This is a genomic window from Luteimonas sp. 9C (assembly GCF_902506295.1).
In the GTDB taxonomy this organism is placed as follows: domain Bacteria; phylum Pseudomonadota; class Gammaproteobacteria; order Xanthomonadales; family Xanthomonadaceae; genus Luteimonas.
In genome coordinates this window covers 60,484-85,837 of record NZ_LR733313.1, presented here as the reverse complement: position 1 = coordinate 85,837, position 25,354 = coordinate 60,484, and the positions used below count along the sequence as shown (strand labels likewise).

The 25,354-nt window shown below is 62.2% G+C and carries 19 protein-coding genes; 5 read left to right on the top strand and 14 right to left on the bottom strand.

Going from position 1 to position 25,354, the window contains the following annotated elements; translation table 11 throughout:
- Positions 1–18 precede the first annotated feature (18 nt).
- Together CURTO8I2_RS13415 and CURTO8I2_RS13410 are read right to left on the bottom strand one after the other, a co-directional pair.
- Positions 19–1,626, bottom strand: coding sequence for a carboxyl transferase domain-containing protein (locus CURTO8I2_RS13415; RefSeq protein WP_159681767.1), 1,608 nt, complete (start codon positions 1,624–1,626; stop codon positions 19–21).
- An 11-nt stretch (positions 1,627–1,637) separates the two neighbouring features.
- Positions 1,638–2,801 carry an isovaleryl-CoA dehydrogenase gene (locus tag CURTO8I2_RS13410; RefSeq protein WP_159681766.1) on the bottom strand — a complete coding sequence of 388 codons (1,164 nt, stop codon included), beginning with the start codon at positions 2,799–2,801 and terminating at the stop codon, positions 1,638–1,640.
- A gap of 132 nt (positions 2,802–2,933) precedes the next feature.
- On the opposite strand from CURTO8I2_RS13410, the gene CURTO8I2_RS13405 reads away from it, so the two are divergent.
- A complete protein-coding gene (locus tag CURTO8I2_RS13405) occupies positions 2,934–3,545 on the top strand; it encodes a TetR/AcrR family transcriptional regulator (RefSeq protein WP_159681765.1) in 612 nt (203 codons plus the stop codon).
- 78 nt (positions 3,546–3,623) lie between these two features.
- On the opposite strand, the gene CURTO8I2_RS13400 is transcribed toward CURTO8I2_RS13405, so the two are convergent.
- From CURTO8I2_RS13400 to CURTO8I2_RS13365, 8 genes are all read right to left on the bottom strand, one after another.
- Positions 3,624–4,922 carry a type II toxin-antitoxin system HipA family toxin gene (locus CURTO8I2_RS13400; RefSeq protein WP_159681764.1) on the bottom strand — a complete coding sequence of 433 codons (1,299 nt, stop codon included), beginning with the start codon at positions 4,920–4,922 and terminating at the stop codon, positions 3,624–3,626.
- Positions 4,919–5,278, bottom strand: coding sequence for a helix-turn-helix domain-containing protein (locus CURTO8I2_RS13395; protein ID WP_159681763.1), 360 nt, complete (start codon positions 5,276–5,278; stop codon positions 4,919–4,921). The genes CURTO8I2_RS13400 and CURTO8I2_RS13395 overlap by 4 nt, the downstream gene beginning before the upstream one ends.
- A 519-nt stretch (positions 5,279–5,797) precedes the next feature.
- Complete coding sequence (locus tag CURTO8I2_RS13390) at positions 5,798–7,591, bottom strand: AIPR family protein (RefSeq protein ID WP_159681762.1); 1,794 nt, start codon at positions 7,589–7,591, stop codon at positions 5,798–5,800.
- Positions 7,592–7,593: 2 nt separating this feature from the next.
- The gene (locus CURTO8I2_RS13385) at positions 7,594–8,604 is read right to left on the bottom strand and encodes a PD-(D/E)XK motif protein (RefSeq protein ID WP_159681761.1); all 1,011 of its coding nucleotides are present in this window, start codon (positions 8,602–8,604) and stop codon (positions 7,594–7,596) included.
- On the bottom strand, positions 8,588–11,461 hold the full coding sequence (locus CURTO8I2_RS13380; protein WP_159681760.1) for a Z1 domain-containing protein: 2,874 nt from the start codon (positions 11,459–11,461) through the stop codon (positions 8,588–8,590). The genes CURTO8I2_RS13385 and CURTO8I2_RS13380 overlap by 17 nt, the downstream gene beginning before the upstream one ends.
- Positions 11,455–12,930 (bottom strand): ATP-binding protein, encoded by a 1,476-nt coding sequence (locus CURTO8I2_RS13375; RefSeq protein WP_159681759.1) that lies wholly within the window; start codon positions 12,928–12,930, stop codon positions 11,455–11,457. Before CURTO8I2_RS13375 ends, CURTO8I2_RS13380 begins: the two co-directional genes overlap by 7 nt.
- Before the next feature lie 53 nt (positions 12,931–12,983).
- Entirely contained in the window at positions 12,984–15,122 is a 2,139-nt protein-coding gene (locus CURTO8I2_RS13370) for a sigma-70 family RNA polymerase sigma factor (protein ID WP_159681758.1), read from the bottom strand.
- 99 nt (positions 15,123–15,221) lie between these two features.
- On the bottom strand, positions 15,222–16,817 hold the full coding sequence (locus CURTO8I2_RS13365) for a DNA cytosine methyltransferase (RefSeq protein ID WP_159681757.1): 1,596 nt from the start codon (positions 16,815–16,817) through the stop codon (positions 15,222–15,224).
- Between CURTO8I2_RS13365 and CURTO8I2_RS13360 the strand changes: the two genes are divergently transcribed.
- Entirely contained in the window at positions 16,768–17,331 is a 564-nt protein-coding gene (locus CURTO8I2_RS13360; RefSeq protein ID WP_343161359.1) for a very short patch repair endonuclease, read from the top strand. The two genes, CURTO8I2_RS13365 and CURTO8I2_RS13360, sit on opposite strands and share 50 nt — an antisense overlap.
- Before the next feature lie 214 nt (positions 17,332–17,545).
- Here CURTO8I2_RS13360 and guaA read toward each other — a convergent pair whose 3' ends face one another.
- From guaA to folD, 3 genes are all read right to left on the bottom strand, one after another.
- Positions 17,546–19,126: a glutamine-hydrolyzing GMP synthase gene (guaA, locus tag CURTO8I2_RS13355; protein WP_159681755.1), complete on the bottom strand. Its 1,581-nt coding sequence runs from the start codon at positions 19,124–19,126 to the stop codon at positions 17,546–17,548.
- A gap of 120 nt (positions 19,127–19,246) precedes the next feature.
- Complete coding sequence (gene guaB / locus CURTO8I2_RS13350; RefSeq protein ID WP_159681754.1) at positions 19,247–20,704, bottom strand: IMP dehydrogenase; 1,458 nt, start codon at positions 20,702–20,704, stop codon at positions 19,247–19,249.
- Positions 20,705–20,822: 118 nt separating this feature from the next.
- Positions 20,823–21,698 (bottom strand): bifunctional methylenetetrahydrofolate dehydrogenase/methenyltetrahydrofolate cyclohydrolase FolD, encoded by an 876-nt coding sequence (folD, locus tag CURTO8I2_RS13345; RefSeq protein WP_159681753.1) that lies wholly within the window; start codon positions 21,696–21,698, stop codon positions 20,823–20,825.
- 235 nt (positions 21,699–21,933) lie between these two features.
- Here folD and CURTO8I2_RS13340 point away from each other — a divergent pair, with 235 nt between their 5' ends.
- Positions 21,934–22,263, top strand: a complete 330-nt coding sequence (locus CURTO8I2_RS13340) for a DUF1244 domain-containing protein (RefSeq protein WP_159681752.1) — start codon at positions 21,934–21,936, stop codon at positions 22,261–22,263.
- Between the two features lie 231 nt (positions 22,264–22,494).
- Here the strand turns inward: CURTO8I2_RS13340 and htpX are convergent, their stop codons facing one another.
- Complete coding sequence (gene htpX / locus CURTO8I2_RS13335) at positions 22,495–23,400, bottom strand: protease HtpX (RefSeq protein ID WP_159681751.1); 906 nt, start codon at positions 23,398–23,400, stop codon at positions 22,495–22,497.
- Positions 23,401–23,533: 133 nt separating this feature from the next.
- On the opposite strand from htpX, the gene gluQRS reads away from it, so the two are divergent.
- Both gluQRS and phbB read left to right on the top strand, forming a co-directional pair.
- Entirely contained in the window at positions 23,534–24,457 is a 924-nt protein-coding gene (gluQRS, locus tag CURTO8I2_RS13330; RefSeq protein WP_236551159.1) for a tRNA glutamyl-Q(34) synthetase GluQRS, read from the top strand.
- Positions 24,458–24,508: 51 nt separating this feature from the next.
- The gene (phbB, locus tag CURTO8I2_RS13325) at positions 24,509–25,249 is read left to right on the top strand and encodes an acetoacetyl-CoA reductase (protein WP_159681749.1); all 741 of its coding nucleotides are present in this window, start codon (positions 24,509–24,511) and stop codon (positions 25,247–25,249) included.
- The last annotated feature ends 105 nt before the right edge of the window (positions 25,250–25,354 follow it).

Genomic DNA, 25,354 nt, shown 5'->3' with positions numbered 1-25,354 from the left:
TGTCCTCGTCGCGCCCGGTCACATCCGGAAAATGCCGAACCTGGTTTCTTCGTTCGGTGCGTTCAATGCCGCCGACAGGGCCAGCCCCAGTGCGCGACGGGTCTTGGCCGGATCGATGATGCCGTCGTCCCACAGTCGTGCGCTGGCGTAGTACGGATGGCCCTGCTGCTCGAACTGTTCGCGGATCGGCGCCTTGAACGCATCCTCGTCTTCGTCCGACCACGTGCCGCCCTTGGCTTCGATGCCATCGCGGCGCACGGTGGCCAGCACGCCGGCCGCCTGTTCGCCGCCCATCACGCCGATGCGGGCGTTGGGCCACATCCACAGAAAGCGCGGCGAATACGCACGGCCGTTCATGCCGTAATTGCCGGCGCCGAAACTGCCGCCGATGACGACGGTGAACTTCGGCACTTTCGCGCAGGCGACCGCGGTGACGAGCTTCGCGCCATCACGCGCGATGCCGCCGTTCTCGTATTTCTTGCCGACCATGAAGCCGGTGATGTTCTGCAGGAACAGCAGCGGAATGCCGCGCTTGGCGCACAGCTCGACGAAGTGCGCGCCCTTGAGCGCGCTCTCGGAGAACAGGATGCCGTTGTTGGCGACGATGCCGATCGGATAACCGTGCAGATGCGCGAAACCGGTCACCAGCGTGGTGCCGTAGCGCGCCTTGAACTCGTCGAAACGCGAGCCATCGACCAGCCGCGCGATCACCTCGCGCACGTCGTACGGTTTACGGGTATCGGCCGGAATGACGCCGTAGAGTTCTTCGGCCGGATACAGCGGCTCTTCCGACGGCTGCGTCAGCAGTTCGCCCTGCTTGCGCCAGTTGAGCGAAGCCACGATGTCGCGCACGCGCGACAGGGCATCGAGATCGTCTTCGGCGAAGTGATCGGCCACGCCCGAGATGCGCGTGTGCACATCGGCGCCGCCCAGCGATTCGGCGTCCACTTCCTCGCCCGTCGCGGCCTTCACCAGCGGCGGGCCGCCGAGGAAGATCGTGCCCTGTTCCTTGACGATCACCGTCTCGTCGCTCATCGCCGGCACGTAGGCGCCGCCGGCGGTACATGAGCCCATCACGCAGGCGATCTGCGGAATGCCCTGCGCCGAGAGATTCGCCTGGTTGTAGAAGATCCGGCCGAAATGATCGCGGTCCGGGAACACCTCGTCCTGCATCGGCAGGAACGCGCCGCCGGAATCGACAAGGTAGATGCACGGCAGACGGTTCTGCTGCGCGATCTCCTGCGCACGCAGATGCTTCTTCACCGTGATCGGGTAATAGGTGCCGCCCTTCACCGTCGCATCGTTGGCGACGATCATGCATTCGACGCCGCTGACCAGGCCGATGCCCGCGACGACACCCGCACTCGGTACCTCGCCGCCATACATGCCGTGCGCCGCCATCGGCGCGACCTCGAGGAACGGCGCGCCGGGATCGATCAGTGCATCGATGCGATCGCGCACCAGCAGCTTGCCGCGCTTGCGGTGCTTCTCGCGCGCGGCCTCGCTGCCGCCCTGGGCGATGCGCGCATGGGTGGCACGCAGATCGTCGAGCGCCGTCTGCATCGCGGCCGCGTTGGTCTGGAAGCTCTCACCGGCCGGATCGATCCGGCTCTGCAGGATGGCCATCGGTGCGCGCCTCAGCTGGTCTGGCGGAACAGTTCGCGGCCGATCAGCATGCGCCGGATCTCCGACGTGCCCGCGCCGATCTCGTAGAGCTTGGCGTCGCGCCACAAACGGCCCGCCGGGTACTCGTTGATGTAGCCGTTGCCGCCCAGCGCCTGGATCGCCTCACCGGCCAGCCATGTGGCCTTCTCGGCGGCGTAGAGGATCACGCCGGCCGCATCCTGGCGGGTGATCTTGCCGGCGTCAGCCGCCCTGGCCACCGCGTACACATAGGCGCGGCAGGCGTTGTAGGCGACGTACATGTCGGCGATCTTGCCCTGCATCAGCTGGAAGTTGCCGATGGCCTCGCCGAACTGGTGGCGCTCGTGCACATACGGCAGCACCGTATCCAGGCCCGCGGCCATCAGGCCGAGCGGACCGCCCGCCAGCACCAGGCGTTCGTAGTCGAGACCCGACATCAGCACCTTGACGCCGCCGCCGACCTCGCCGAGCACGTTCTCGACCGGCACTTCGCAATCCTCGAACACCAGCTCGCAAGTGTCGGATGAGCGCATGCCGAGCTTGTCGAGCTTCTGCGCGGTGGAGAACCCCTTGAAGCCCTTCTCGATGATGAAGGTGGTGATGCCCTTCGGGCCGGCGGCCGGATCGGTCTTGGCGTAGACCACCAGCACGTCGGCGGTGGGCCCGTTGGTGATCCACATCTTGTTGCCGTTGAGCACGTAGCGGTCGCCGCGCAGTTCGGCGCGCAGCTTCATGCCCACCACGTCCGAGCCCGCGCCCGGTTCGCTCATCGCCAGCGCGCCCACGTGCTCGCCGCTGCACAGCTTCGGCAGGTACTGCTGCTTCTGCGCCTCGCTGGCGTTCTTGCGCAGCTGGTTGAGGCAGAGATTCGAGTGCGCGCCGTAGGACAGACCGATGCCGCCCGACGCGCGCGAGATCTCCTCCATCGCCACCACGTGGGCCAGATAGCCCAGGCCGGTGCCGCCGTACTGTTCCTCGACGGTGATGCCCAGCAGGCCCTGCGCGCCGAGCTTGGCCCACAGCGCGTGCGGAAACGCATTGTCTTCGTCGGCGTGCGTGGCGAGGGGCGCGATCTCCTGCGCGGCGAAGTCCTGCACGGACTCGCGGATCATCTCGATCTCTTCGCCGAGTTGGAAATCGATGGACGGAATACGCATGCTGGACTCCAGGTTCCCGGGACGACGACCCGCACGGCAGCACGCCTGCGTGGTGGTCCTGACCGGGACAGGCTAACGGGTTCCGGGCAAAAATTGAACTAGAATTCAACAATTGAACCAAGGATCACGATTTTGAGTTACCGGCGTTCGGACCTGATGGAAGAGCGGATGACCCGCAACCGTGAGCGGATCGTCCAGGCCGCGCGCACGCTGGTGTCGGTGGGCGGGTTCCGGGGTGCGCAGGTGGCGGCCGTCGCTGCCGAGGCCGGCGTGTCGACCGGGCTGATCTACCGCTACTTCCCGTCCAAGACGGAACTGTTCGTCGAAGTGCTGACCGTCGCCATCGATGCCGAGATCGTGATCCTGCGCGGCGCGGCCGCCGCCCACACCGATGCCCGCGATCAGCTGGGCGCCGCCATCGAAGCCTTCGTGCGCCGCGCCCTCGCTGGCCCGGCGCTGGCCTACGCCTTCATCGCCGAGCCCGTCGACCCCGAAGTGGACGCCGAACGTATCCGCGGCCGCCGCCGCTTCGGCGAAGTCTTCCGCGACATCCTGCTGGCCGGCATCGAACGCAAGGAGTTCCCTGCCCAGGACGCCGACGTCACCGCCGCCTGCATCGTCGGCGCGTTCACCGAGGCTTTGGTCGGACCGGTCGCGCCGATCCTCAAGGAGAAGACATCGGGGCCGGCGCTTGTAGATTCGATCCGGGCAGTGTGCTTGCGGGCGGCGGGGTCCATCCGGTAGCCCGCACCACCTGATATTGGCGATAGCGTCCATCCGGCTGGTAACAAGAACGTCGCGACGTTTCCACCACCACGAAACTCAGAATCGCAGCCGGTGCACGCCGCCGATCTGCTGGATCTGCTGCGCGTCCACCCCGGCCTGAACTGCGAACGCCGGCCAGTCTTCAACCGCGGCCCGCACGTCCTCCAGCATCTTCTTCTCGCGTCCGCGCGTGAGGCCGGCGACCGCCGCTGCCGCCTTGAAGTCCTCCAGCGTGAACCCATCGCGCTTGCCGTTGACCCGCATCTGGTGCGTAGCGGTCCAGTCACCGTCGGGGTTGTAGCTGTAGCTCACGTCGAAGGCCGGCGCCAATGACCACTGACCCTGCCTGTCCATCAGGAACGCGATGTTCTTGACGTGGTCGTCCTGGTTGCGCGCCACCACGTTGAACAGCATGCGGCGGAACTGCTGTTCGAGGGCCGCCATCGGCAGGCCCAGTTGCCGGATGACGAGGAAGGCCTGCTCATAGGAATACGCGCCGGGCAGGTTGTAGTCGAAATGCGCCAGCGCGCCGAGCGACTGCATGTGCAGCTTGTGGCCGTCGTCGAGCCGGTCGAAGCGGCGCGTCATGAAATGGCGGCGTCCGCCCTCTTCCAGCAGACGGCACTCGCTCATGTCGATGCCGGCGGCCTGCGCCATCAACGCGTAGGCGTATTCGATGGCGCCGTAGCCCTGTGGATCGAGCAGTTCCTTGTCCTTGTTGCCCGACACCCCGTCGAACTTGAGCAGCCAGTGACTGAAGCCCGGATCAGCCTGCACCTGGCCCGAGCGGACCTCGTGGGTCTCCGCATTCCAGGCGATCAGCGCTTTCGCGCGCGCACCACCGGCCGATGTGCCCACGCGCAGGATGTCCTGCATGGCCTTCTGTCGTGCAGGACGTTCGAGGCTGGCGGCGAGCCCTTCGCGATGGGTCAGGATGTCGGAGGCCAAGCCGACCAGCGCGGCGACGTCGAGCGTGTCGGAGCGGCTGGCCTTGGGGCCGCTGACCGGCTTGAATTCCAGCGCGCCCATGCCGCGCGCGCCGGTGTAGCAGAGGCGTTCGACGGCGTTGAAGCTCTGCGGCGTGCGGCCCTGCATCGCCAGCCATTGATCGATCAGCGCATTGCCGAAGCGATCCGGCAGGGAATCGGCCAGCAGGCCCGGCAAGCCGTGGAACGCGGGCTTCGGCAGTTCCGGGAAGGCGTAGATCCGCGGCTGCAGCGGCATGTGCAACGGCGAAAGCTCGACACCGCTGCCGAGGAACTCGGGGACGTAATCGAATGCGGCCGTGGTCTCGCCGTCCTGCACCGAAACGGCGCCGATGGTCCGGCCCCAGAGCTGGACTTCGGCGATGGTCATGCCTCCCAACTCCAACCTTTGCCCGGCTTCGCCTTCGCTGCCGGAGCATCCTTGCCAGTCCCCGATGCGCGCTGGCGTGTGCGGCGCTGCTGCCGCAGCTGGGCCACGGGGCTGTCCACTGGTTCGGGTACCAGTTGCGCAAGCCTGCTTTCCAGCCCGAGCACCCCGCAGACCCGCAGGAACGTGGACAGTTGCGTGGCCGTGGCCCCTGCTTCCAAGCGTTCGACTGTTCGCTTGGACACGCCAGCCTGTTCGGCCAGTTCCGCTTGGGTCAGGTTGCGCGACACGCGCAGGGCTGCCAGCTGGCTGCCCAACTGAGCGAGCGACACGACATGATGGCGGGCAGGAGTGCTCATATGTCGCCGAATATGACGACTAAAAGCTGAATAGTCAAATAAATCGACATTTAAGACGATTTATAGAGCCGCGTAAAATATCTTGATTCCTCATGGCGCCGCCTGCCCTCACCGACAGCCGCGAACAGTTGGGCGTCGCCATCGAAGCTTCCGTGCATTGCGCCCTCGCGGGCCCAGTCTTGGCCTACGCTTTCATCGCCGAGCCCTTCGACCCCGAATTGAACGCCGAACGCGTCAGCTTCGGCGAAGTTTTCAGCGACATCCTGCTGGCTACATCGAACGCAAGGAGTTTCCCACCAAGACGCCGACGTTGCCGCCGCCTGCATCATCGGCCCGCTCACCGAAGCGCCGGTCGGGCAGATGGCGCATTCTCGAAGAGAAGATGTCTGGGCCGGCGCAGCTGGTGCAGTCGATTCGGGACATATGTTTGTGGGCGACGGGTCTGTTGGATAGCCACGGTGTATCCGCGCGCTCCGAGCAAGAGGTGAACTCGGAGCCGTCCCCCCTGTCTGTTGACTCCTACAACCTTCTCACCTCAGGAACTTCGATCACGGCAGACCCAAAATTGGACGACCTGATCAATTCCCAGCATTCCTGCTTCTTTGCCCACTCAGACACCATGCGGCCATTCGAACTCTCGTGAAGAGCCCGGTTGACTTGGGGCGCCAGAGTACGGACCACCTCTTTCAAAGCCTCAGATAAGTCTTGCTGCAACCAAATCCGATCCAGATCGATCTGATCGCCATATTTGTGAGCCAAGGCTGCTATGACGTAGGTCGCCACATTTCCTTGAAAGGCCGGAAACATCGGCCGCACCAGTGCTTGAACTTTTCGATACAGGATTGCCTTCGCGACCATGTGTTTGAAGATTCGAACGTCTGGCAAGACTAGAAGGCTGTCTTCTTTATCCTTCAACCCAGCGGTGAATTCAGTGAAGTTCTTCTGCGATCCTAAGCTCACCAAATGCGGCTTTCCATCCCATGCGTTCAGATACTTGGCCAGATCGGTCTTCGTGATCTTCCGAGAAGGCGGGATGACAACCGACTTGAGTTGGCGATAGCGAGCCGGCGTTGCGCCCTCCCTAGCAAGCGTGGTCGAGTAACTACCGGCTGCACGTTCGTAGAACCAGCGCCCGACACCGTCCGGACAATAGGTCGTGGCGGCCAGTTTTTCGAGCTCAACATGGAAAGGCGTGTTTGCAGAGAGATCAGACTGTCTGACCGCGTTCTGGCTGTTCGCATAGCGCGATATGTCCGCGATCATCGCCTCCTCAGCAGCTGAGTCATCCGACTTCAAAATAATTACCTTGGCAGGCACTCGTACTTTCGTCAGATCCACGCCGGAGTGTTTCTTGGCGGTGAAGTAGATGGACGCCGTTGTCTGTCCACCATTGACGATCTGCATACCTTTAAGCCATGCCAAACCTGGGCTCCCGTCATCGGCCCTCGCGAGATGCGCCTCGTCGGCAACGATGACGATGCCGTTGTTGTAAGCCATGAACCTGTCGGGATCGGAGCGCAGCGTTTCTCGGATTCCACGATTGACCTTCCCTGTGGCACTGAGGAAGGACCGTACGTTCGCCTCCAGAAGTCGAGCACCGAACTTCTCATAGATGAATCGAAGAGCTTCGCCTGGAATTACTGTCAAGGCGTAGTCGTAATCCGATTCACCTGGAACGTAAACGCACGGGATTGCGCCGCCTGCCAAGTCCAAGAAGTTCACTACGAGTTCGTCACGGGGCTTGCCCTCCGACCAATGCCTATGCAGACGCTCGATGTCCATGACCTCAAGTTTGATGGTCTTGCCTTGGATATCCCTCGACTTGAAGCTCTTAGACTTCGCTACTGCATCAGTCAGAACATAGATCCGGATCTGGTCCAGTTTGGCGTAACTCTTCTGGATCGTCATAGCCAGTTCAAAAGCATCGTTCGCCGGATCGATAGCTGACGCAAGCTTCCCTTCGGCGCACTTCGCAAGAAAGCGTAAGCACTGCTCTGCCGCCGCCTTGGTTTCGCTGTCAGGTATCGATTGGACGCTCTCCGTCCCACTGTAGAGGCTCACGAAGAGATCGATCTGATCAGCCTCTTCCGAGATCGAGTAACCGCTGATCTTGACGTTCGCATTGCCCGACTTCGCCGTGTAGTGACAGACCTGCGGCTCGAAGGTCATCCCAATCTCAGCCATGTGCGTCATGACAATTTCGGCGTACACAGACTCCTCGTATGGATAAGGGGATCCGGATTCCCCAAGCCGCTCCGCTATCTCTTCCTGTACGTCCAACCTCGTCTGGACGAGGAATTCTTCGAGATCCATCTTCAGATCACTCCAGTTGAGGCAAGTATGCTTTCCAGATCGTCTTTGGATGATCCAGGATCAAGTTCGATCTCATATCGTGCCGCTCGTACGCTCGACGGAACATTTGCATGCACGAGACGAGGAAATTCTTCGTCCACGGTCAGATAGCGGATCTCAACTAGATTGAATCGACGTTGGTAGTGATCTGACACCTCATCAATGTATCCAGCAAGACCAAGACGCTGCTCAAACAGTGCCAGCGTATAAGAATCGATCCCGACTCGATTTCTTGTACGTTCAACCAATTCTGGCAGGGAGGATCCTGCGGCATCGACTTCCAGCCGCACTGCGGCAATGTGAAGCGGGGACACGATGACGTTGTCGAGCTGCTCAAGGCTTCCGATCTTCGCGAGGAAGGAGCCGGACGAGACCGTCGTCTTCACCTCGATAGCACCGCTCCCCAGCACGAAGTCGTGCAGACCGCCGCCGGGACCAGACCAAGATTCAAGTGCAGGATGCAGATCCAAATGACGCTCCAGTTGATGCAACACCATGAGCTCTCCATAAAGACCTGTCTCCTCCTCGGGCGACAGCACGCCGTCACTGGCCCGGCGCATGAACTCTTGCCACGCAGACACGCGCTTCAACGTCGCAGATGCGAGGTCATCACTCCCTTTGAGTTCCGACTCCCTTATGACTTGGATGATATCTACCACCATCATCTCGAAGAAATGCAGTTGCGCTCCCGGATGGCGATAAATGGCAAGCCAAGGTCGCTGGGCGTCAGCAATCGTTCTGGCTAGTACGACGCGGAAGCCACGGCCTTTCGGAAGCGCCTTCTCTTTGGGCAGCGTTGCACCTTTTAGATCGAGAAGGACGGCCTCTGCATTCTCGGGAAATCGACGTGCAACGTAGACCCTGTATCGCTCGCCCTCTTCGAACGGTATCGAGGTCCATCCAGCTTCAGCGTGATCTGCGTCCAGAGCCCTCCACGCCGAACTGATCTGCGCCACATCATCCTGCGGGTGCATATTCTTGCTCCCAGAGGACATTGTTCACCTTGTACTCGACCTTCCGGTCCGACTTGCTTCCAGGAAAACTGATGCCGAAAGCAACAACCGGAACCCCGACCTTTGATTCGTTGGCCCCCTCTGGATCGAGTACATAAAGGATCAGCAGACCACGTTCTGGATGGGCAGACACACCTCCCCCTTCCGTTCCAAGACCCTTCACCTTACGGATGGCAGGTCCTGACGGATGGGTGGGCTCCTTGACCGACTCTGCGTCCTGCGTGTCTGGCTTCCGCGCAAGCTTCGTTACGTCGAGTGCCGCCTGCCATTGATCAGCGTCAAGATCTATCGACTCGTCCTTAGGGTCGAGAAGAACGCCGATGGCATATCGTCCGGGAATACCCTCGCCCTTGCGATTAACCATGTTGACGTCGACACCCGGCGCGACAGCGAGTGTGGTTCCGCTTTGGTTCCCCAAGACCGCTACTGTCCATTCCGTAAGCTCATTCCCAGCAATCATCGAGCGGATGAACTCCGCGAGAACCGCGCTTTGTACGCGGTATGCCTGCGGGTGTGTTCTCAGTGAATCGATGAAGTCTGCAACTTCTACACCGGGCACACTCTTCCAGAGATATCCGGCCCATCTCTGTTTATCGCCGTTTCGTAATCTTTCCGGATTCGTCTCCGATGGAACTCCCAGTGACTTCAAGAAGCGTTCCGTAGTCTCCAGGTTCTTTTCCAGGATTTCCTTTTCCTGAAACAACGATACGGATTGCATGAGCTGCCCACTAAACGAGACCATCAGACTTCTCGCCGTCCGCATCTTCAATTGGGAAGTCACCGTGAGCACGGAATGCGACTGGACTTTCAAACCATACTCCCGGGGCGTACCACCCGAGCTCGCCATCAGGTCGAACTCCTCCCTGAGCTCGGCGGCCGCGTCGGTGATGTGACCAAACCATTCGACAAGATCGTCTGTCGTGTACAGACGACAAAGATCAACGTAGCCGGGGCGATAGCCAAACCAACGCCCCATCTGCATCAGTGTGTCGTACATCTTGGAGGCGCGCAGAAAGTAACTGGTGCAAAGCCCTTCCAAGGTAAGGCCCCGCGCAAGCTTGTCTCCGCCAATGGCGATGACTTTCAAACCCTTGCCGTCGTTTTCGGCGTAGTCGAGCACATCCTTCGCCGTACCGTTGATGGTCCGGACTTCGATGTCTTCGATGACCTCGGGCAGGACAGCGACTAGCCGCTCCCATGCGATCTTCAGATTCGCGGGGACCATATCCCTGTCCACCAAGGCGTCAGTCGCAGGCACGAATTCAATTTCCCATTGCCGGCGAAGGCGCTCGAGGATCGGCTGGTGATCAATCCTTCGCACGATCCTTTGTTTCAACCGTTTTATGTACTCATCCACCTGCGCATAGACTTCGTTCTGCACCGAGGTGAAGCGCGTTACGTGGATTAGCATCGAACTGTGCTCACGCCCCTGATCTCTGCAGACTCTCGCAGCACAGGCCAGCAGGAAGGATTCGATCGCCTTCCGCAGGCTGGGCGGAAGTCCTTCTTCCGCGCTCCAGCGAGGAACATGGCCGTTACGATGCTTCTGTGGCATCCACCCGGAATCTTCGCTCTCGGTCGCGTAGTCGTTCACCGTATGGATCAAGGGAAGCGCGCCTTCGCGCCCCGCAGGTGAGGGTCTGCCGAACAGCACGGATGGCCCTATGTAGTCCGAGGGTGCGGCGAGGTTGTGGATGAAGGCCGCGGGAAAGAGATCAGGCCCCTCTTGCTTCGTCTCCCCACGCTCATGGATGAAGATATTGGCGAATGGCGTAGCGGTGTATCCCACATAAGCCGACCGTGAGAAAGAATTGAGAATTCGTCGGATCAGCTTGTTGATTGCTGTCGGATTGTGCTCTTCATCAGGCTTTCCCGTATCGGGATCGAAGGTCTGTTCTTGGGTATCCACAGATGCGTGATCTGCTTCGTCATCAATCACCAAGAGCGGAAGCTTGGTCACGATCTTCCTGACGCGTGGAAGCTTGTCTCCAGAGACATCCACATCTTCATCGTGAGTTTTCGTATCGGCCACGTGGTTTTGTATCCATCTCAGGAGCTCGCTGAGAACCGATTTGTTCTTCTTGACCACAAAAAGCCAAGGACGCTGCTCAGGCGATATCGCGAGATGCTTCGCCACCTTCTTGCCGAAATCGCCCGAGTTAGCGCGCGTCGTCGCGCAGTTGGGCGCGATGCTCTTGTCAAAATCACGTTCACCCACACCGACAGGACGGAGGGAATCTCTTGCACTTGTGTCATACCCGAGGAACCCTTCCTCCAACCTTATCTGCGTCTGGGACCTCAGATTGTTGTGTAGGCCGGCAAGAACGATGATCACCTTGTACTGGGCGTCAGCAGCCTTACTAATCAGACCGGTGTAATGCGCAGTTTTCCCAGACTGGACATGGCCCACGACAAGCCCTCGCCTGTCCCAAGGTCCATGTCGCAAAGGATCCTCCAGCAGTCCGAGCACCTTGTCCGTCGAAACGTCGACAGCATCGACCGCGGTCCAAGAGAGCTTTCTCTCTAGCATCTCGCGGTAGCGCTGCCAGTAGAGCCAATCCCTCTTTCGAGCCGAGTCCAACCACGCGACATGCCCGACATTGCTAGCCATGGTCACGTCCTCGCCAACCCAGAGGCTGAAGCGCCTGATGAGTTCTTCTGTCACCGCATCGCGGTCCAGCCCATCCTTCCACTTCGGCATCATCTGGAGGACAAAGTCGATCTTTTGGCTGATGAGAGGCGGCGTAATTGGTTCACCTTCGGCGACCAAGAGCTCTTGGACGAACTTGACCACCGTGATCTCGTTTGCGGTCAGCATGACGGCGAATCTCCGTATTCGGGTACCAGATCAGGCAGTCTCTCAACCAGATCAAGGTGAAGGTTGAAGGGTTCGGTAAGCGCCAACTGCCGCTTCGCCGCTGAAGGGGACATGCCTTTGCGAAGGACAAGGTTCCGGTACATCACCGCTAGGACTCCACTTACTTCTTCGCTGGGCTGGTCGGCAAATCCGGTACGCGGCGTCTCGGTCGCCTCGGCGGTATCCAGCCAGATGCGTTGAACCGGGATGGTCTCCTCAAGTACGCGCAGCATCGCTACGACCTGGGCTGAAAGATCACCTGCATCCTCCAGAACAGCTTTGACTGCTGGATGTTCGCGTTGGACGCGATAGCGGATGCCTCCTAGAAAATGCTCCGCGAGCCAAGCTTGTCCAACCTCATCTCCACTCGTACGACGCAACGGCTTCCCGCGATGAGCGAAGACCTTCCTGGCCCGATCCCTGATGTCCTCCGCAAGCCGGGCAATGCGCTCGCGAATCGCGACTGGTGGCCTCGCCGTCGATTTGCGTATGTCGATCTTCCAATCAGCATCCGCGCTGTTGGGAATGTCGAGACGAATACGGGCGAGCCGGAAAGACTCCTCTTTCGTCCACGAACGCCCCTTCCCAAGCCCAAGCCAGCTGCCTGCAAGCAGCAGCCGTTGGTTCCGGTAGACATAGAATCCTTGCTGTGCAGTCCACCCGTCTGGCCCTGCGGCTTGTTCCAGCTCCTTCGCACGAAGCTTGTCCTTGTGGGGAAGGACATGCCCTTGGAGCCGGATTACTCCATACGCGGTCTCGATACTGACCGGAGGTGAGGTCCAAGTCGCCGGATGGGATGCGAGAAATGGATCCCAAGGAGCGATGCGTTTGCCATTGATGCTGATCAGAAGATCCTGACCGCTCCCATCTAAGTAGCGATGAAACACCATCGCGAGATGTCGCTCGACACGATCAATTAGCTCCAGGAAGTCTTGTTCTGTGCTGCTCTTGGGGACAAGGCGATCCAGAATCTCCCATACAACCAAGGTTCCGGTCTCGGTCGACCGCTCAACGTTGACCCGCGTCTCCGATCCAGGCGCCGCACTCTCTAGAAGGTCCCAGCCGCCATCATCCCCGGCGGCAAGTAAATCAAGGTCCCAGCGGAGTACGGACTCCTCAGCATTCTTCCAGCTCGACACGGTAAGTCGTCGACACTGTGAGAAGGACGCCGTCTTGAGCCCTAGGCCGAACCGGCCAAGATCTGTGGTTTCTCGATCGTGTATCGGATTCTTGTCACCCAGCCGCATCGCGGACTCAAGTTCGGCATCGTCCATGCCCACCCCATCGTCCAGAACAGATACCCAGCTGTCCTGTCCAGCCCAACCAAAGGTGACGTCCACAACGCCGGCGCCAGCGGAGATGCTGTTGTCGATGATGTCCGCCAACGCGGTCCCTGATGTGTATCCAAGCCCTCGCAAAGCCTCGATCATGGCGCTTGCGCGCGGAGGAACCCGACGCCTTCCAGCGCGTAGTCCAGTGGTGCTCATATGGCTAGTCCTTTGAGCCGCTTCGGCCGCTCTTCGCCAAAGAAGGAGCGGAGGACTTCTGCCCTAGAGGGGTGGCGCAGAAGGCTAAGCGCCTTGCTCTCAATTTGTCTTATGCGCTCTCGCGTGACGCCGTAACGCTGCCCTACTTCCTCCAGCGTTCGATGATTTCCATCATCCAATCCAAATCTGAAACACAAGACCTCAGCCTGTTGTGGCTTGAGAGTGCCAAGGACGTCGCGGACGGAATTTGCAAGTGCCTCGGAATTGGCAAATGCATCTGCCACCTGCGTTTCATCGTCCAACTCAAGCGCCTCCTCCAAAAGACAACTAGCTTCATCCCAACTGCATGCGTTGGGGATCGTAAGCATCTTCATAACCTCTCGTTCCGGATAGCCAGTGCGCTCCGCCAACTCGGTGACCGAGGGTTCGGCAGCACCTGATTGCTCCAATGCGCGACGCACAGCATCGAGCTTGTTCATTTTTTCCCGCATGTGCACGGGTACGCGGATCGAGTGCGCCGTATCGGCTATCGCCCGGGTGATAGCTTGACGGATCCACCAGGTTGCGTAGGTAGAGAACTTGAAGCCACGGCGATGATCAAACTTTTGAACAGCCCGCAGAAGGCCCAGATTGCCTTCCTGTATGAGATCCATGAGTGGGTAGCCCGATCCCAAGTATCGTTTCGCGATAGATATGACCAACCGATAGTTGGACTCGGTCATCTCGTCGTGGAGCCGTTTGATGGCGTCGATGGATTCCGCGAGGGCGGGAATATGAGTTCCCGCGAGATCTGCAGCTCTGCTTACTAACCGGATGAATTCTGCCGTCGGCTCAAGTGCCTCCAGAGCGATCTCGATGCGATACGGCAGATGTCCAGCATCAACAGAGGCCGCTATCTCATGCCGCAGGTGTTTCGTCCGCTCAAAAAATTCTTCCCGAGGTCGCTCGTCATGCGGCGAATCGCTTCTTCCAGTTGGGGGAGTGTCTTCTTCATGTTCGACTGAAGCAGCATCTTCGTCTGATGACGCCTGCTCTCCTTCGCTGAAGATCCGACTGAGTTGCGCCTCCGGCTGTTGGCCGGAAAGAATTGACTCAGCCAGTTCGAGTGCCTTGATGCTGGCTGCTGGGGACGCTGCGATAGCACCGATGGCGCGACGCACTGCCGCTTCAACTTCTCGACCGATGCGCTGTTCGTCCTCACGTGAAAGAAGACGCTTCGTCCGAATGTACGAAATGAATCCGGAGAGGGGATCGTTCACCTTGGATGACATGTCTCCCAGATAGGCGAATCCTTCCTCCAGACAGTCGACGTACGAGTCGGGCACATCGACCCATTCGAACGGCGAGAGCCATTCCTCCGGCTCATCGTCAACAACTGCTCCCAACTCCCCGATCAGCCTCATGAGGTGATCATGGAACTCCGCGTCGCCGCAAGATTGGTCACTACTTACCGGCGCATAGTCCGAGAGCCGGTCTGCCGCCACGACGCCGTACTCCAACGCGTCAAGCAGAACCGACTCGATCATCTCCCTCTCGTACCTGCCAAGAGTTCTGAGGCGACGACGATCACGAAGCACCAGAGGCAGATCCACCTCAACGTCGGACCAGCCTTCATCCCAATCGACAACTTCGTGATCGGCCATCAACTGATGGACCAGTACTGTCTGCTTCACAAGCAGTGCATCGTTACCGGGTGACGAACAAGCGTCCTCAGTCTCCCAGTCTCCGAACAGGAGTTCGGAGCTTGGTTCGACGACATCCTTCTCGACAGCGGTCTGTCCGACTGGCGGAAAATGAGACTCCACCACTCCCCCCATCTTTCCCAATGATGACGAGTGCTTCTTAAGAAGCTCAGTCACCGCCGAGAATCCATTGGCTTCCGCGTACATCTCCGCGTTGCGTCCTGCGTCGTCCCTCGCTTGCACATCCGCCCCTCGGCTAATCAGCAAGGAACACAACGCAAGGCTGCCCTTCTCGGCCGAAATGATCAGGGGCGTTCTGCCCTGTATGTCCCGACCTTCAATCGGGCGACCTGCGTCGAGATGCTGCCCGACGGCTTCCAAGTCTGTGTGGGACAAGGCGAAGCGCAGAAGCGGATGCATGACGTTATGGGCAGATGGTTTCTTTGCCTTCATTCACGCGCGCTCGCGAACAAGCTATCGGGCTCAGGAGCAGCGAAGTACAAGATGTTCCCTTCAATCCATTCCGACCATCCATGCTCCATACGCCGAACCTCAGTACAGCATTGCCCAGACCACCTTGGCGATCTGACGAGCCAATCTGGGCGGCACTGCATTTCCGACCTGGACAAATTGCTGTGTGCGGTTCCCCAGGAAAAGGTAGTTGTCAGGAAACGTCTGAAGTCTTGCCGCTTCCCGTACCGTCAGGCTTCTGCACTGGGTAGGGTCCCAGTGAATGAACGCGTGTCCATCCTTTGAGAGGTGACTGGTGACTGTGCTGGAAGGAGAACCCCTTTTTTGCACACGAAACCTGTCGGCAAAATCACCTGACATCCAGTTTTCATGGTTGGGAGCGAGAACATTCGGAAAGTCGACACTCTTGGGAGACACACCGTAGGCCTGTGCATACGCCGCACAGAACAGATAACGCCCCAGATCAGATTCCATGTGTCCGCGCGCACGATGGTTGAACACGATCCCCGGGCCTTCGCCACGCAACTCCAATGCCAAAGCGCCGGTGCGACCCGGGAGGTACTTCGTGGACTCCCTAGGAAGATCGTATGCAGGCAGTATTTCGGACAACACTTTCGCCACAGGACCAAGCGGTCCCCGCGTCGCTGCGATGACCTTCTTGCGTTCTCGCTGCACGGCATCGAACCATTCGAAAGAGTCATCCGGACGTCGGCTCAATCCGCTGCGCAGCTTGGGCAGCCCGGCCAAGGCGTGTTCCACCTTGATACTGTCGTCTTCATCTAATCCTTTAGCGGATGCGACCTCCGGACGGAGACAGTCCTCACGTATCCCCATGATGATCACGCGATGCCTTGCCTGGGGCAGACCATGGCTCTCACCACGAATGATAAAGGCAGCCGGATCAGCGGCAACAAGATCGCCTGTACGTTCGGTACCTTCCGGAACATGGATTGGCAGCAAAACATAGCGTGCGGATTTCCCAGCACCGAGTGTTGGATGTCCTAACGCAGCTGACGGATTCGCAAGATCCCTCTGGATTGCGGAGAACATCTCCTGACTTCCCACTCTCGAAGAAAGGATGCCCTTGACGTTCTCCATGATGAAGACCGCCGGCTTGAAGCGCGCAAGAATTGCGAGATATTGCTGGTAGAGGAAATGGCGGGGATCTCCTTTTGTGGAGAAGCCCTCCACCTTGCGCTGGCGAGCCCGACCCACCAGCGAGTAAGCCTGGCACGGCGGCCCTCCAATGAGGATCATCTCGTCGTAGCCATCCCGCACGTCATTGATCCTTTGGAATAGCGCTTCGTTGTCCGCGGGTCGGCCCAGAGTGAGATTCAGCGCTTCAGCATTCGCCTCCCGCCAGAGTGCCGCGAGTCTTCCGGACTTGAAGTGCTCCTGCGGCGTTACTGCCGAGTCTGAGGCGACAAGCCGAAGATAGTCCCAGTACTCGTTCGGGACCTCATCTTCGTGCTTCAGGAGCAGTCTGTAGAACGCCCGCAGGCGGAGCGTGGTATGCGCCGAGACTTCCATCTCCGCCGAGACAGCAAGCTCGAAGGGATGCAGTCCAGAGCCCTCCACAGCTTCAAAGCTGCTGAAGCCTTCTCCAAGCCCTCCCGGTCCCGCGAAGATGTCGATCACACCGATCGTGCGGTGGTTGTGCTTACGTGCTACTGACAAGACTGGACTCTACGAAATGGTTGACGTCATGAGCGCTGAGAAGCGCTCGCTTCTGATGAGTCGGATCCGAGGCAAGGACACTATGCCGGAGATCACTATCCGTCGGATCCTCTGGCGGGACGGGTTTCGCTACCGCCTCCATACCAGAGCGCTCCCTGGACGACCGGACCTCGTTCTCCCGGGACGACGGGCGGCGATCTTTGTTCATGGCTGCTTTTGGCACGCGCATAGGGGCTGTTCCTACTTTCGACTGCCCAAAACGCGGCCGGAGTTCTGGGAAGAGAAGCTGCGGCGGAACAGGGAGCGCGACAAGGCGGCGACAAGAGACTTGGTGGACGCAGGCTGGCGAGTCGCCATTGTCTGGGAATGTGCGGTGCGCGCGGACGCAGCAGCCGTCGGCTACCTGCTCGGAGCTTGGCTGAGACAAACTGCTCAATATTTGGAGCTAGGTGCTGTCGACCACGCAGTTGTCGGGAGCAGCGAAGCTCCCAACGATCACAATCCTTCGTACTGATCACGCACCGCCCCTGCAGTGTGACTTGCTCTCATTCTAGATCGGCGTCGTCTCACCCGCCGATACCGCGCGCAGCGTTGTGGTCAAGCATACGCTTGACAATTGCACAGCATCTCCTAGAAGCGTCAACTTGACGACCTAGTCCAAAGAATCCCTAGCAGACGCGTGAAGACCTGCGATATGCAACCTCAAAGGTTGCTGATAAAACGCTGCCTCACTCCCACTCAATCGTCGCCGGCGGCTTCCCGCTGATGTCGTAGACCACGCGCGAGACACCGCGGACTTCGTTGATGATCCGGTTCGAGACGCGACCGAGGAAGTCGTACGGCAGGTGCGCCCAGTGGGCGGTCATGAAGTCGATGGTCTCCACGGCGCGCAGCGAGATCACCCACTCGTAGGCGCGGGCGTCGCCGACGACGCCGACGGACTTGACCGGCAGGAATACCGCGAAGGCCTGACTGGTCTTGTCGTAGAGGTCGGCGCGGCGCAGTTCTTCGATGAAGATGTGGTCGGCCTTGGCCAGGATCTCGGCGTACTCGGCCTTGACCTCGCCGAGGATGCGCACGCCCAGGCCCGGGCCCGGGAACGGGTGGCGGTAGACCATCTCGCGCGGCAGGCCGAGCTCGACGCCGAGCCTGCGCACTTCGTCCTTGAACAGCTCGCGCAGCGGTTCGACCAGGCCCATCTTCATATGCTCGGGCAGGCCGCCGACGTTGTGGTGGCTCTTGATGACGTGGGCCTTGCCGGTCTTGCTGCCGGCCGACTCGATGACGTCGGGATAGATGGTGCCCTGCGCCAGCCACTTGGCGTTGGTCAGCTTGTTGGACTCTTCGTCGAAGATCTCGACGAACAGGTTGCCGATGATCTTGCGCTTGGCTTCCGGATCGCTGACGCCTGCGAGCGCACTGAGGTAGCGGTCGCGCGCGTCGACGCGGATCACACGCACGCCCAAGCCATGCGCGTTGGAGGCATCGGCGAAAGTCGCCATGACCTGGTCGCCCTCGCCCTGCCGCAGCAGGCCGGTGTCGACGAACACGCAGGTCAGCTGCGTGCCGATGGCCTTGTGCAGCAGCGCGGCGACGACGGACGAATCCACGCCGCCCGACAGGCCGAGGATCACCTCGTCGCTGCCCACCTGCTCGCGCACGCGCGCGATCTGGTCGTCGATGATGTTGGCCGCGGTCCACAGCGTGGCGCAGCCGCAGATGTCGACGACGAAGCGGCGCAGCAGCGCGAGGCCCTGTTTGGTGTGCGTGACTTCGGGATGGAACTGCACGCCGTACCAGCGCTTGTCCTCGTTGGCGAACGCGGCCACCGGCACGCGGTCGGTGCTGGCGGTGACGGTGAAGTCCGGCGGCGCGGCGCTGACATGGTCGCCGTGGCTCATCCACACGTCGAGACGCTGGGCGCCGGCGTGATCGCTGAGGCCGTCGAACAGGCTGTCCTTGGCGACGATGGCGACTTCGGCGTGGCCGTATTCGCGCGCGTCGGCGGCTTCGGTCTCGCCGCCCAACTGCTTGGCCATGGTCTGCATGCCGTAGCAGATGCCGAGCAGCGGCAGGCCGGCGTCGAACACCTGTTGCGGCGCGCGCGGTGAGCCGTGTTCGGTGGTCGATTCCGGGCCGCCCGACAGGATGATGCCCTTGGGCGCGAACGCGGCGATCTCGGCCGGATCGTGGTCCCAGGCCCAGATTTCGCAGTAGACGCCCAGCTCGCGGATGCGGCGGGCGATCAGCTGCGTGTACTGCGCGCCGAAGTCGAGGATCAGGATCTTGTCGCTGTGCAGGTCGGTCATCGGCGTGGACTTTGTCTGGAGTGTGGTGGCGCGTGGCGCTGGGAAATACGGTGTGTGGAGGCCGGATACGAAACGGGATCCGCTTTCGCGAATCCCGGATCGGTGCGTGATGCCGCGGCCTCAGCCTGCCTGGTAGTTCGGCGGCTGCTTGGTGATCGTGACGTCGTGCACGTGACTCTCGCGCTGGCCGGCGCCGGTGATCTTCACGAACTTCGGCTGGGTGCGCATGTCTTCGATCGTCGCGCAGCCCACGTAGCCCATGGTCGCGCGCAGGCCACCGGCGAGCTGGTGGACGATGCCGCCCAGCGCGCCGCGGTACGGCACGCGACCTTCGATGCCTTCGGGCACGAGCTTGTCGGCGTCGGACGAGTCCTGGAAGTAGCGGTCCTTGGAGCCCTGCTCCATCGCGCCCAGGCTGCCCATGCCCCGGTAGCTCTTGTAGCTGCGGCCCTGGAACAGTTCCACTTCGCCCGGGGCTTCCTCGGTGCCGGCGAACAGGCCGCCGATCATCACCGTCGATGCGCCGGCGACCAGCGCCTTGCCGATGTCGCCCGAGTAGCGGATGCCGCCGTCGGCGATCAGCGGGATGCGGTCCTGCAGCGCCTCGGCGACCATGTCGATCGCGGTCACCTGCGGCACGCCCACGCCCGCGACGACGCGCGTGGTGCAGATCGAACCCGGACCCACGCCCACCTTCACCGCGTCCGCACCGGCATCTTCGAGCGCCTTGGCCGCGTCGCCGGTGACGATGTTGCCGCCGATCACCTGCACCTGCGGGTAGGTCTTCTTGACCCAGTTCACGCGGTCCAGCACGCCCTGCGAATGGCCGTGCGCGGTATCGACGATGATCACGTCGACGCCGGCCGCGACCAGCGCTTCGACGCGCTTCTCGGTGTCGCCGCCCACACCCACCGCGGCGCCCACCAGCAGCTGCTCGTCGGCATCCTTGGCGGCGTTGGGGTTGTCGACGGCTTTCTGGATGTCCTTGACGGTGATCAGGCCGCGCAAGGCGAAATCCTCGTTGACCACCAGCACCTTCTCGATGCGGTGCTTGTGCAGCAGCGCCAGCACCTCGGTGTCGCTGGCGCCTTCGCGCACGGTGATCAGCCGGTCCTGCTTGGTCATCACGTTGCGGACCGGATCGTCGAGCTTGGTCTCGAAGCGCATGTCGCGCCCGGTGACGATGCCGACCAGCTTGCCGCCGTCCACCACCGGCACGCCGGAGATGTTGCGCGCGCGGGTCAGGCGCAGGACCTCGCCGATGGTGGTGTCCGGGCCGACGGTGAAGGGCTCGCGGATCACGCCGGCTTCGAAATTCTTGACCTTCGAGACCTCGGCGGCCTGGCGCTCGACGCTGAGATTCTTGTGCACGATGCCGATGCCGCCCATCTGCGCCATCGCAATGGCCAGGCGCGCTTCGGTGACGGTGTCCATCGCCGCGGAGACGATCGGCAGGTTCAGGCGCAGGTCGCGCGTCAGGCGGGTGGCGAGCCGGACATCCTTGGGCAGGATCAAGGAGTGGGCGGGGACGAGCGAGACGTCGTCGTACGTGAGTGCTTCGGCCTGGATGCGCAGCATGCGGGGTGCCGGGGAGGAGGAAGCGCGCCATTCTAGCGCGTTTGCCCCGTTCACGCAGGCAACGCAGCGGTCCGCCGGCGTGCCGATCCGCGGGCCGGCAGGGCCGGCGCGAGGCGCCTCAGTGCGCCGCTTCGGCGGCTTCCAAGGTGTTCTGCATCAGCGTGGCGACGGTCATCGGCCCCACCCCGCCCGGCACCGGCGTGATCCAGCTGGCGCGCTGCGCGGCGGCGTCGAAGCCCACGTCGCCGACCAGCCGGCCGTCCTCGATGCGGTTGATGCCGACGTCGATCACCACGGCGCCCGGCTTGACCCAGTCGCCGGGAATCAGCGACGGGCGCCCCACCGCGACCACAAGGATATCGGCCTCGCCCACGTGCCGGCGCAGCACGTCCGGCGGGGTGAAGCGGTGGCAGGTGGTGACGGTGCAGCCGGCGATCATCAGTTCCAGCGCCATCGGCCGTCCCACGTGATTGCTCACGCCGACGATCGTCGCGCTGGCGCCGCGCACCGGGCGGTCGGTATAGGCCAGCAAGGTGGTGATGCCGCGCGGCGTGCACGGGCGCAGGCCGAACTGGCGCAGCGCCAGGCGGCCGACGTTCTCGGGGTGGAAGCCGTCGACGTCCTTGCGCGGATCGATGCGGTGGATAATGTCGGTCGCGTCCGGAATGCCCGGCAGCGGCAGCTGGACCAGGATGCCGTGCACGGCGGGATCGGCATTGAGCGTGTCGATCAGCGCGATGAGTTCGGCGTGCGTCGTGCCGACCGGCAGGTCGTAGTCGAACGCCTGGATGCCCACTTTCTCCGCCGCCCGGCGCTTGTTGCGCACGTAGGACTGCGAGGCCGGATCGCCGCCCACCAGCACCACGGCCAGGCCCGGGCGCGAGCCGCCGGCGGCGACGCGTGCATCCACGCGCACGCGCAGCTGGTCGAGCAGGGTGTCGGCAATGCGCTTGCCGTCGAGGATGCGGGCCGGGGTGGGATCAGCGGCGGTCATGCGGAGGTCGTGCTTCGAGGGGCGGCTATTGTCCCCGATTTCGCGGGTGGGAGCCTCGCGGCGCTGTGTATGTCCCTCCGCGGGAACGCGCGCATACGGGAGCGCGCGCGCGCGCGGTGCCTCTCGACTGGAACGCCTTTCGCGCGCGAGCGCGCGCCCACGCAGGTTCAGTCTGACTTGCAGGGGGTGTGCGACGCCCCGATCCTGTGGGGCTTCCCGCACCCGGAGTTTTCCCATGGCCGATGCCATCCCCACCCTGTCCGACGACGCCCGCACCCGCGTCGAAGCCGCCGCGTTCCGCCGCCTGCTGTCGCATCTCAACGAAGCGCGCCCGGACGTGCAGAACATCGACCTGATGATCCTCGCAGGCTTCTGCCGGAACTGTCTGGCGGACTGGTATCGCGATGCGGCCGATGCCGAGGGCGCGTCGATGGACAAGGCAACCGCGCGCCAGGCGGTGTACGGGATGCCGTTTGCGGATTGGAAGGCGCAGCACCAGAAGGATGCGACGCCGGAGCAGCTGGCGGCGTTCGAGGCGGCGCAGAAAAAGCACGCGGACGGCTGAAGAGCGCTGCGATTTGCTCCTTCCCCCGCGAGCGGGGGAAGGCTGGGATGGGGGCAAACGGTCAGTCCACTCGCGCCGCTGAGGTCTTGGTAAACACAGCGCCCCAATTTGGGCGCTCTAGACCTGACGGTTCGCCCCCACCCAACCCTCCCCCGCGCGCGGGGGAGGGCTTCAAACAAAAAAAGCCCGCCTTTCGGCGGGCTTTCGTTTAGATCAGTACGGACCGATGAATCAAGCCACGATCCCCTGACGCACCGAGTCGCGGCTCGGCGGCGCGTTGCGCAGCGAGGCGATGCGCTCCTCCAGCGGCGGGTGGCTCATCAGCAGCTTCTTCAGACCGGTCCCGACGCCACCGCTGATGCCGAACGCGGCGATGGTCTTGGGCATCGTGCTCTGGCCGTAGGTCTGGGCCAGGCGCTCGAGTGCGGCAATCATCTTCTCGCGGCCAGCCAGTGCGGCGCCGCCTTCGTCGGCGCGGAACTCGCGATAGCGCGAGAACCACATCGCGATCATCGACGCGAACAGGCCGAAGATCATGTCCAGCACGAACACGATCGCGAAGTACGCCAGACCACCACCGCCATTGTCGCGGCCACCACTCAGGTAGCCGTCGATCGCGCGGCCGACCACGCGGGCGAGGAAGATCACGAAGGTGTTGAGCACACCCTGCAGCAGGGTCATGGTCACCATGTCGCCGTTGGCGACGTGCGCGACTTCATGGCCCAGCACGGCTTCGGCTTCATCGCGGGTCATCGAACGCAGCAGGCCCGTCGACACCGCGACCAGCGCGTTGTTGCGGTTGGCGCCGGTGGCGAAGGCGTTGATCTCGGGCGCGTCGTAGATGGCGACCTCGGGCATGCCGATGCCGGCCTGCTCGGCCTGGCGGCGCACGGTGTTGACCAGCCAGCGCTCCGACTCGTCGCGCGGGTCCTTGATGACATAGGCGCCGGTCGCGCGCTTGGCCGACCACTTCGAGATCGCCAGGGTGAAGAACGCACCGCCGAAACCGAACAGGGCCGCGAACACGAACAGGCCACCATAGGTGGACGGGTTGATGCCGAAGATCGCCATGACGATGCTGACGAGTGCCAGCACGGCGAGGTTGGTGGCGATGAGAAGACCGAAACGCTTGAACATGGATGACCCTTGAGTCCGGATGACGCCTGCGCCAGGCGGAGGATGGATACGTGACGCACCAATCTGCGTGCACCGGGCCGCGATTTCAATTCGCCGTGATGCAAGGCACAGTGCGGGGCCCATGACAGTTCACGTGCCAGACAGTTTGTCGCCAACGCCGAGTGCGCCGACCTATCGCGGCCGCTATGCGCCCTCGCCCACCGGTCCGCTGCATGCCGGCTCCCTGCTGGCTGCACTCGGCAGCTGGGTGCTGGCGCGACAGGCGCACGGACACTGGGCAGTCCGCATCGAAGACGTCGACCGGCTGCGCGAAGTCGCCGGCGCGGCGCAGGGGCAACTCGCCACGCTGCAGGCCTTCGGCCTGGTGCACGACGGCGACGTGCTGGCGCAGCACACGCGCGACGCACGCTATGCCGCCGTCGTCGACGATCTGCTGGCCAAGGGCCACGCGTTCGTCTGTCATTGCAGCCGCGCCGATCTCGCCGCGCACGGCGGTCGCCACCTCGGCGTGTGTCGTGCAAGCGGCACGCGTCCCGACCCGGCGATCCGTCTGCGCGTGCCGGCGGACACGCGCGTCGACTTCAACGATGCGATCCGCGGGCCGCAATCGCAGCAGGTGGACGTGGCGGTCGGCGATTTCGTGCTGCGCCGCGCCGACGGGTTCTGGGCGTATCAGCTGGCGGTGGTCGTCGACGACGGCGACCAGGGCATCACCGACGTGGTACGCGGCGCGGATCTGCTGGACTCCACTGCGCGCCAGATCCTGCTGCAACGCATCCTCGGCCTGCCGACGCCGCGATACGCGCATCTGCCGCTGCTGCTCGATGCGCAAGGTCGCAAGCTGTCGAAATCGCTGCAGGCCGTGCCCGTCGATGCACGTGATCCGATGCCGGCCCTGCGCTTCGTGTGGCAGGCACTGGGCCAGGCCGCGATCGAGGCGGACACACCCGCCGAATTTCTCGCAGGCGCCGTCGCGCGTTTCGAGATTGCGCGTGTGCCGACGCGCGACCTCGTGATTGCTGCGTCGCACAACACTGCTGCAACCCACGATGCATAGACTGCAAAACCCGCTGTCGCACCGGCAGCACCCCCCACAGACGAGGACGGCATGAGCGGACGCGTGGCATTGGTGACAGGCGGCACGGGTGGTATCGGTACGGCGATCGTCAAGCGACTGGCCGACAACGGATGCCGCGTTGCGACGAACTACCGCAACGCGGAGAAGGCGCAGGCCTGGCAGGCGCAGATGCGCGAAGCCGGCTACGACATCGCGATCGCGCCGGGCGACGTGTCGCATCACGAGGATGCCGAACAGATGGTGCGCGCGGTCGAAGCGCAGCTCGGTCCGATCGACGTGCTGATCAACAACGCAGGCATCACCCGCGACGGCACCTTCCACAAGATGGAAGCGATGCAGTGGCAGGACGTGATCAACACCAACCTCAATTCGGTCTACAACGTCACGCGCCCGGTGATCGAGGGCATGCGTCAGCGCAAGTGGGGCCGGATCATCCAGATCAGCTCGATCAATGGCCTCAAGGGCCAGTACGGCCAGGCGAACTACGCTGCGGCCAAGGCCGGCATGCACGGCTTCACGATTTCGCTGGCGCGCGAGAACGCCAAGCTCGGCATCACCGTCAACACGGTCTCGCCCGGCTACGTCGCCACCGACATGGTGATGGCGGTGCCGGAAGAAGTGCGCGCGAAGATCGCCGCCGACATCCCGACCGGCCGCCTGGGGCGTCCGGAGGAAATCGCATACGCGGTGAACTTCCTGGTGGCCGATGAAGCCGCGTGGATCACCGGCTCGAACCTCGACATCAACGGCGGTCACCACATGGGTTGGTGAACCGGTCTGCGCATCGCGCGCGAACCGTCCGCACCATACGTGCGCGGACGTTTCGCGGCGCGACGCGGAGGCGCCCTGTTCAGCACCAGAGTCCAGTTGCGCCCC

Coding starts and splice junctions, on each gene's coding strand:
- CURTO8I2_RS13360 (WP_343161359.1), top strand. CDS start 16,768: ATGTCGATCACACCGATCGTGCGGTGGTTGTGCTTACGTGCTACTGAC.
- phbB (WP_159681749.1), top strand. CDS start 24,509: ATGAGCGGACGCGTGGCATTGGTGACAGGCGGCACGGGTGGTATCGGT.
- CURTO8I2_RS13370 (WP_159681758.1), bottom strand. CDS start 15,122: ATGAAGGCAAAGAAACCATCTGCCCATAACGTCATGCATCCGCTTCTG.
- CURTO8I2_RS13390 (WP_159681762.1), bottom strand. CDS start 7,591: ATGGATCTCGAAGAATTCCTCGTCCAGACGAGGTTGGACGTACAGGAA.
- CURTO8I2_RS13375 (WP_159681759.1), bottom strand. CDS start 12,930: ATGATCGAGGCTTTGCGAGGGCTTGGATACACATCAGGGACCGCGTTG.
- guaB (WP_159681754.1), bottom strand. CDS start 20,704: ATGCTGCGCATCCAGGCCGAAGCACTCACGTACGACGACGTCTCGCTC.
- CURTO8I2_RS13410 (WP_159681766.1), bottom strand. CDS start 2,801: ATGCGTATTCCGTCCATCGATTTCCAACTCGGCGAAGAGATCGAGATG.
- htpX (WP_159681751.1), bottom strand. CDS start 23,400: ATGTTCAAGCGTTTCGGTCTTCTCATCGCCACCAACCTCGCCGTGCTG.
- CURTO8I2_RS13400 (WP_159681764.1), bottom strand. CDS start 4,922: ATGACCATCGCCGAAGTCCAGCTCTGGGGCCGGACCATCGGCGCCGTT.
- CURTO8I2_RS13415 (WP_159681767.1), bottom strand. CDS start 1,626: ATGGCCATCCTGCAGAGCCGGATCGATCCGGCCGGTGAGAGCTTCCAG.
- CURTO8I2_RS13340 (WP_159681752.1), top strand. CDS start 21,934: ATGGCCGATGCCATCCCCACCCTGTCCGACGACGCCCGCACCCGCGTC.
- folD (WP_159681753.1), bottom strand. CDS start 21,698: ATGACCGCCGCTGATCCCACCCCGGCCCGCATCCTCGACGGCAAGCGC.
- guaA (WP_159681755.1), bottom strand. CDS start 19,126: ATGACCGACCTGCACAGCGACAAGATCCTGATCCTCGACTTCGGCGCG.
- CURTO8I2_RS13385 (WP_159681761.1), bottom strand. CDS start 8,604: ATGCACCCGCAGGATGATGTGGCGCAGATCAGTTCGGCGTGGAGGGCT.
- CURTO8I2_RS13380 (WP_159681760.1), bottom strand. CDS start 11,461: ATGCTGACCGCAAACGAGATCACGGTGGTCAAGTTCGTCCAAGAGCTC.
- CURTO8I2_RS13395 (WP_159681763.1), bottom strand. CDS start 5,278: ATGAGCACTCCTGCCCGCCATCATGTCGTGTCGCTCGCTCAGTTGGGC.